Origin of the sequence: Allobosea rubneri (assembly GCF_032464875.1) — a bacterium.
Classification (GTDB): Bacteria; Pseudomonadota; Alphaproteobacteria; order Rhizobiales; family Beijerinckiaceae; genus Allobosea; species Allobosea rubneri.
Genome location: NZ_JAWDID010000101.1, coordinates 1 through 6,431 on the forward strand (window position 1 = coordinate 1; position 6,431 = coordinate 6,431).

At 60.8% G+C, this 6,431-nt stretch carries 8 protein-coding genes; 6 read left to right on the top strand and 2 right to left on the bottom strand.

All coding sequences use genetic code 11. The features are described from left to right. Positions 1-486: 486 nt before the first annotated feature. The gene (locus RKE40_RS29140) at positions 487-792 is read right to left on the bottom strand and encodes a hypothetical protein (RefSeq protein WP_316021658.1); all 306 of its coding nucleotides are present in this window, start codon (positions 790-792) and stop codon (positions 487-489) included. Positions 793-3,328: 2,536 nt separating this feature from the next. Between RKE40_RS29140 and RKE40_RS29145 the strand changes: the two genes are divergently transcribed. From RKE40_RS29145 to RKE40_RS29170, 6 genes are all read left to right on the top strand, one after another. After that, a complete protein-coding gene (locus RKE40_RS29145) occupies positions 3,329-3,538 on the top strand; it encodes a cold-shock protein (protein WP_316021659.1) in 210 nt (69 codons plus the stop codon). Between the two features lie 33 nt (positions 3,539-3,571). After that, positions 3,572-3,931 carry a VOC family protein gene (locus tag RKE40_RS29150; protein WP_316021660.1) on the top strand — a complete coding sequence of 120 codons (360 nt, stop codon included), beginning with the start codon at positions 3,572-3,574 and terminating at the stop codon, positions 3,929-3,931. A 64-nt stretch (positions 3,932-3,995) separates the two neighbouring features. Then, positions 3,996-4,268, top strand: coding sequence for a hypothetical protein (locus RKE40_RS29155; protein WP_316021661.1), 273 nt, complete (start codon positions 3,996-3,998; stop codon positions 4,266-4,268). Between the two features lie 404 nt (positions 4,269-4,672). Beyond that, on the top strand, positions 4,673-4,963 hold the full coding sequence (locus RKE40_RS29160; RefSeq protein WP_316021662.1) for a type II toxin-antitoxin system RelE/ParE family toxin: 291 nt from the start codon (positions 4,673-4,675) through the stop codon (positions 4,961-4,963). Positions 4,964-4,966: 3 nt separating this feature from the next. Beyond that, a complete protein-coding gene (locus tag RKE40_RS29165; protein WP_316021663.1) occupies positions 4,967-5,251 on the top strand; it encodes an addiction module antidote protein in 285 nt (94 codons plus the stop codon). Positions 5,252-5,557: 306 nt separating this feature from the next. After that, positions 5,558-5,998 (top strand): DUF2267 domain-containing protein, encoded by a 441-nt coding sequence (locus RKE40_RS29170; RefSeq protein WP_316021664.1) that lies wholly within the window; start codon positions 5,558-5,560, stop codon positions 5,996-5,998. 211 nt (positions 5,999-6,209) lie between these two features. On the opposite strand, the gene RKE40_RS29175 is transcribed toward RKE40_RS29170, so the two are convergent. Next, positions 6,210-6,431, bottom strand: a 222-nt coding sequence (locus RKE40_RS29175; RefSeq protein ID WP_316021665.1) for a hypothetical protein, incomplete at its 5' end; no start/stop codon positions are given.

Below are 6,431 nucleotides of genomic sequence, written 5' to 3' on the forward strand. Positions count from 1 at the left end.
CTGCTCTGCCGGTGCTTTCTCCGGCCCGGATTTCTGTCTCATCTGCGCTCCAAAATGGCTGCGATGATCCAGAAATCCTCCCTTCCCGAAAACCCCTGAACTGTCTCAAGGGCGCTGACGGCAGACAATCGCGGTGCAGCTCACTCCGGTCAAGATCGCAATCGCTAATTTCCCACCGCCGAAATTCCGCACTATTTTGATTCCGCGATTGTCCGGGGTTCTCCGCCGGTCGCTGCTAGATCTCGTGGGCCCAGATACCGCAATTGCAGCCACTAAATTGTTTGGTTCTTGCTCCTCAAATTCCGCACTTAAAAGACAAGGAGGTCCAGCAAGATAGCGTGGCTAATCGACGGATTTTTCCACCTCAATTCGAGGCGCAGAAATCCCGCGACCCACCGATTCCCGTTCCATAATGTTCCTTATGCGAATCAAATTATGGGGCCAAACCGCATCATATGGTATGTCGAGTATGGCTCGACACGCTATCTATTGATTGGGCGCTCTGAGACGTGCCCAGCGCTTATCCCTCGAGACCCAGCCCGGCTTGGTCGCCGGCCCTCTTGTCGGCAGTTTGCGCGGGAATCCATGGTCTTCGAGCCATAAACGGACGATTTCCTGGCCGATGAACCCCAAACCGATCACGACCTCGAGGCGCAGCGCCGCGACTTCGTCTGGACGCGGTTGCCAGCCTCTCGGCCGAGGCCGCCACTCCTCATGCAATGCGCCCCATAACGCATTGAGAATGCGGCTCTCCTGGTGCCGATCGAGGCAGTAACTCCGCAGATCCTTCATGGCGCGTCTCCCAATGGTCGAGACTATCGCCAGCGGCCGACGGCTTGAACCCGGAATCGTGTACGACACGAACGCCCCCCCGGATTCCCGTAGATCGACAGAAATGCCCCGAAAGGTGCCCGAAACTGGCGCCTACGCTCCATTTTTTGTGGATTTGTGCAAACCCTGCGGTGGCTGACGACACCCCGCTTCAAAGGGACGTTTCCGCCGGCGGCATCTGCTGGCTGAAGCACTGGCAGCTGCCGCCGGCGTTCCCACTAAGGACGGATGCTCCATAGACGGGCTGGAAGACCCCATGGAGCCTCCCTCCCCGCCAAGGACCAGGCCCTGCCCCTCGCACCCGGCTTCGCCCGCTCGTGGCGCCTGAGCAGCCCCAGACAAGGACGTCGAAACCCCAGCAAATGCGCAGCCTCTCAGTGGCTGCCTCCCACCAAGGACAGGCCCGAAATGGGCCTCATTCCCCAAAATAAAAAATAGGCTCAATACCTCAGTTTTTATGCAGGCCTTCGCCCGCATCAAAAACTGAGTGCCGCCTTCGCGTCATTGAGGTCTCCGACAGCCCCCTGGACCACACCACTTCCAACCCTTCCGGATCTCGAGGCGTGCCTGCGCACACCAGCCGGGGCCTTCGCCCGGGCCCGATCGCCTTGGGATGTCGTTTGGCCGCCCTGCGGCGGCTCCTGAATGGTGGTCCGGCGCCTGCGCGCAATGGGGGCTGGGAGACAAGACTGGCCATGAAATTGAGGCTCAGAAATTCGCGTGTCGACGCCTCATACCGAGGCTACGGGATAGGCGCCTTGGCCTGCGCCAAAGAGCCTCCCGTGACCCTTCCGCGTGCCTACGCACGAGCGAATTTTGATGCCTCATCGGTCGCCCCGACGGGGCTCCTTATCCTGGCCAGTGCGCCGGCCTTCGCCGGCGCGGTTTGCTGCCACCTGCCGGTGTCAGAAGCTTGCGCTTGGCGGCCCAATTTCATGGGCCGTTTTCACCTGCGGTTGGCTCCTTGCACCGGTATCGCGGCACGCCGGCCCTACCCTCTTTCACCGTTGACTTGGCTGACTGGACCATCCGCCGGATCGTCGGTGATGGAATCCTCCTCGCGGCATGAGCAGGGGCGAGCTCTAAAATGCGAGCCCCGACGAGCTGGCATGAAGGCCGTCTGTAAGGCTCTGGGAAGGTCCTGGAAGCTCTTCATGCTGGCCGGCCGATGTCTGGGCCCTGCAAGGCAGTTCAGAAGGCGCCGGCGCCTCTACGCGCCAGCTGGGCTAGCACCGCTTGGCCGCGCCCAACGGCAAGCATGGTTGGCTTCCTGGCAGCCCCTACGACATAGTGTCGTCTGGAGCTCGGTTGACGTCATGCTCGGTGAGCCGGTCGTAGAGATCTCGGTTTGGATCGAACCCGCAGGCAGCGGCAGCGCTTCGCTACGGGTGCTCGCTCAAATGTCGGCCGCCCTCGCCCCTCCTCACGCCCCAGTGCGCGTACGGATGGATCTCACCCTTACGATAGACATGAAGGTCCGTGTTGGCCGATCGGAATTCGGCAAGGAGACCCTCATAGTCTCGGATTGTTCGTTGCGTGGACGCCTATCCACCGCGATGCAGTTCGCGCTGTTGACGATCCGATGGTCGCAAAGCTGGCAATTCGATTGCCAGGCAGACCAGACCCCGGTCGCCCATATCGAGATGCAAGTCGAGCCGCTGCTTTTATCACCGCCTGAGCACGCAGCGCCCCGTCAATCGCACCAGGCGCCCTGAAGGAATGCTGCAGCGTCAGGGTTCTGCGGCGGCCCTACGAACGGCTGATTGCCCAGCCGAGGCTCCCGTCTAAAGTGGAGCAATCGCTGAGGGGAACGTCTGTGGCTCAGGCCGGCAAAATGAGCGCGCCGGCCAACATCCTCAAAAGACACCGCGTCCTTGATAACGGCGAGGTCAGCAAACCGATCATCGTTCCAGGCGCCCTACCCCCACTGCGCTCTGCGACGGCCATTTAGCCGGATGACCAGAGAACGATACCGCCGTTCACGCGTTGGTATCGCGCCAGTCATCAAGGGAGACGATCGTGCTCAGACTCATTCTCATCGGCGCCGCCGGCTACGTGCTTGCCACCCGTCCGGATATTCGCGCGCGCCTCATCGGTGCGGCCCGCGACCTCTTTGACCGCCGAGCCATGCGCTGACTACGCACGCGCTCGAGAGAAGCGCTCGGGAGCAGATGCAGACCCAGCGGTGACCCCAGCATCGGCTGCTGGCTTGCGCCGTCCCGCCCGCGCTGCTCGCGCCTCTGCATCGAGGCGTTCAGCCTCGATAATGCGATCGAGCGTCTGGGTGATGGGGTTGTAAGCACGAACCCGGTTGGACGGCGGCGCCATAAATTCATCCCTTCCCTTCGGAGAAGTGGTCCATGGTCGACAGTGGGCTGTGAAATAGCTGCCAAATGGTTAGCGCCGTTCCCCCGGCGTTCACGAGATCGATACTTGCGCCGCGATGAACGTTCCTCGCTCATTACCGGAGAAGCCCCGGCCGGAAAAGGAGGCCAGTATGGCGCAGGGTACGGTCAAGTGGTTCAACCCGACCAAGGGCTTTGGTTTCATTCAGCCAGATGATGGCGGCTTCGACGCATTCGTCCATATCACCGCAGTAAAGCGCGCCGGGCTGCCCGAGCTAAAGGAGGGGCAGAGAGTCAGCTTCGAACTCGTCCCCGACAAGCGATCGGGCCGTATGTCGGTCGACAGTCTCAAAGTTTCCTAGGCTGTGGCGGTAGCGTTGGCGGAAGGCTCCGACATGCACCTGCAGAAGAGCTATGCCGCCCTCCTGGCGCCCGACCTAGCTGACGGCGAAGCCTGGTACACCAAGCTCCTCGGCCGAGGACCGACCTACCGTCCGATGCCAACCCTCCTGCATTGGGAATTCTCGGATCACGGCGGTCTCATGCTTTCCAGCAGTACAGAAATCGCAGTCCGGGGCGTCATTTTCCTTTACGTGGATGACCTCGGAGCCGAGCGCCGTCGCCTCAAAGACTTGGGACTTGAGCTCGGCGATGACATTCCCGGCGATTATTCGACGCTGGCGCAGATCCGCGATCCATATGGCAACCTCATAACGCTCGCCTCGCCGCCCTCGAGCCCGTTTCCAGAGGCGTGAAGCGAACGCCTGCGGACCTGTCTTTTGACGGTGCGCCATCGGCCCAAGCCTGTAGCGTGCATGGATGAACCATGTTGACGCAAGACGGGTACCGGACCTGATCGATCGCTTCAGCGCTCTCTGGGGCGCCATCAACAATGCCCTCGAGGCACTCGGCGGGGGTGCTCAGACGCCGCTCGATGCGGACGCTTTTTGCCACGCGCAGAAGAAGGTCCACCAACTCGTCCAGGAAATTGCTGCTATTCAGGATGGCGAGGTTCGGGACAGGAGACTAGCGAGCTTCCGGGGGTCGGCTGAACAACAGATCGCAGGGGTGTCATGGAATACGGTCGCGTAGAGTACATCGCTCGAGCCCTCGCCCGCTCCGCCGGCTACGACCCTGACGAGGTTGTGCCACCCGATGCTTACGCGCCGCATGCGATCTCGATCTCTCCTGCAACCGTTCCGATGCCGGCATGGCGACGGTTCGTGTACGCGGCGCAAATGCACTGCGATGCTCGCTCAGCATTCGAAGGCCCGCCGGATGGATCAAGGCGACCGGCTCGGCGGCCTTCGATCTGAGCCCCGCGCTTTCACGCTTCTCCTGTGCATGATCATCAGAGCGCGCCACAGCTCAGTCGCGCTCTTCAATGAGGGTAGCGCTCCCGCGCGCCCTGCCCTCAAGGACGATAACTCCCACCGGCCAAGCTGCCTGTGTATCATAGTTGACAGATCATGGATCGATCGTGTACTGTAGTACACATGATCGAAGTCCGGCAGACGGCGACATTCTCAGACTGGCTCAAGGGCCTGCGAGATGCCAATGCCATATCTCGGATCATTGTTCGTATTCGTCGGATGGAGTTGGGCAATCCTGGCGACGTGAAGGCAGTCGGCGACGGCGTGAGCGAGCTGCGGGTCGACTATGGGCCGGGCTACCGCCTGTACTTCGTGCAGCAAGGCAAGTTTGTCGTCATTCTGCTCAACGGCGGCGACAAGCGAACGCAGGCCGCAGACATCGCTAAGGCAAAACAAATGGCAAAGGAGGTCTAGGTCATGGCCCTCGAAACGACCAAGTTTGACGTTCAGGACTTCCTCAAGACACCCGAGGAGCAGGCCGCCTATATCGCTGCCGCGCTTGAGGATGGCGACCCGTCCCTCATCGCTTCCGCCATCGGCGATATTGCCCGCGCTCGCGGCGTCACTGCCTTTGCGAAGGAAGCCGGGCTTAGCCGGGAAACAGTCTATAAGACTTTCCAGCCTGGTGGAAACCCGACGCTCGACAGCCTCGCCAAGGCTACCAAGGTTTTGGGGCTGCGGCTGAGCGTAGTCGCCGCCTGATCATTGCAAGGGCGGGAGCCTCCAGACTCGCGATACCTACCCGCGCCCGACATCCACCCCAAGAGCCGTTTCGTTTCGGAGCGGATAAAGTTCTCACGATCGGCCTTTGCGGCATAGGAAATGTCTGAAAGGTGAGGATCCACTGCCTTGTACAGCAGGGCTCCACAGAGGAATCTCAACCAGCAACGGCAGAAGGTCGATACCTTTCCGCGTAAGCTGGTCGGGGCAAGGACTATGCGATCGAAGGCGTCGGTCGATTAGACCGCGGTCGCGTGAGGCTCATTCCCCCGACGCAAGTTTGAGGAAATGTTGATCGTGACTATTCCCATGGAATACCAGCGCGCCTCCGAACAGTTCGAGCGCTTTCTCGCGCTCGCACGCGATAATGCGGGCCTGTCGACACGCAATCAGGCCTACACCATGGTTCAAGCCGTTCTGCAGACCTTCCGACGACGGCTGACTGTGAAGCAGGCAGTGGCATTTGCTGGCCTGCTGCCGCCAGTGTTGAGGGCAATCTTTGTCGCAGAGTGGGATACGGATGATGCCATTCTGCCATTCGGCGATCTCCCGGCAATGACGCTTGAGGTTCAAAGCTTAAGGCGAGACCACAATTTTTCGCCCGAGAGTTCGATCGCTGATGTAGCAGAAGCGCTTTGGCAAGTCGTCGATCGTCCAGGGTTTCAGAAGTTCCTCAATTCCCTCCCAGAAGGCGCCACAAAATTTTGGGCACCGGATCAATCGCGGTAAAGTGGAGACTAAGCTTACCCGCAACTGCGCTGGTCTCACCCCGCCGGACCACGACGTAGCCAGCCGCGCTCAGCTCTGGCTCAGCAAACCGGTTCGACGGGCGCGAGCGCGGCCTGATCACCCTTAGCGCCAAAAACTTACAGTTGAGCACCGCCCGCCGCCGCTGAAACGAAAAGCCCGCCGCTGCTGGACGACGGGCCTCTGACCGAGGTCAGGACTTGGCGGTTCCGGCCATCGCCGGGAAATTCGCTTTGCTCTCCTGTCGGCTGCGGCCGGTACATCCGCGGCAACGCTTCCAACTGGAGAGCAGGTGTCTGCCGTCAGCGCCCTTGAGACAGTTCAGGGGTTTTCGGGAAGGGAGGATTTCTGGATCATCGCAGCCATTTTGGAGCGCAGATGAGACAGAAATCCGGGCCGGAGAAAGCACCGGCAG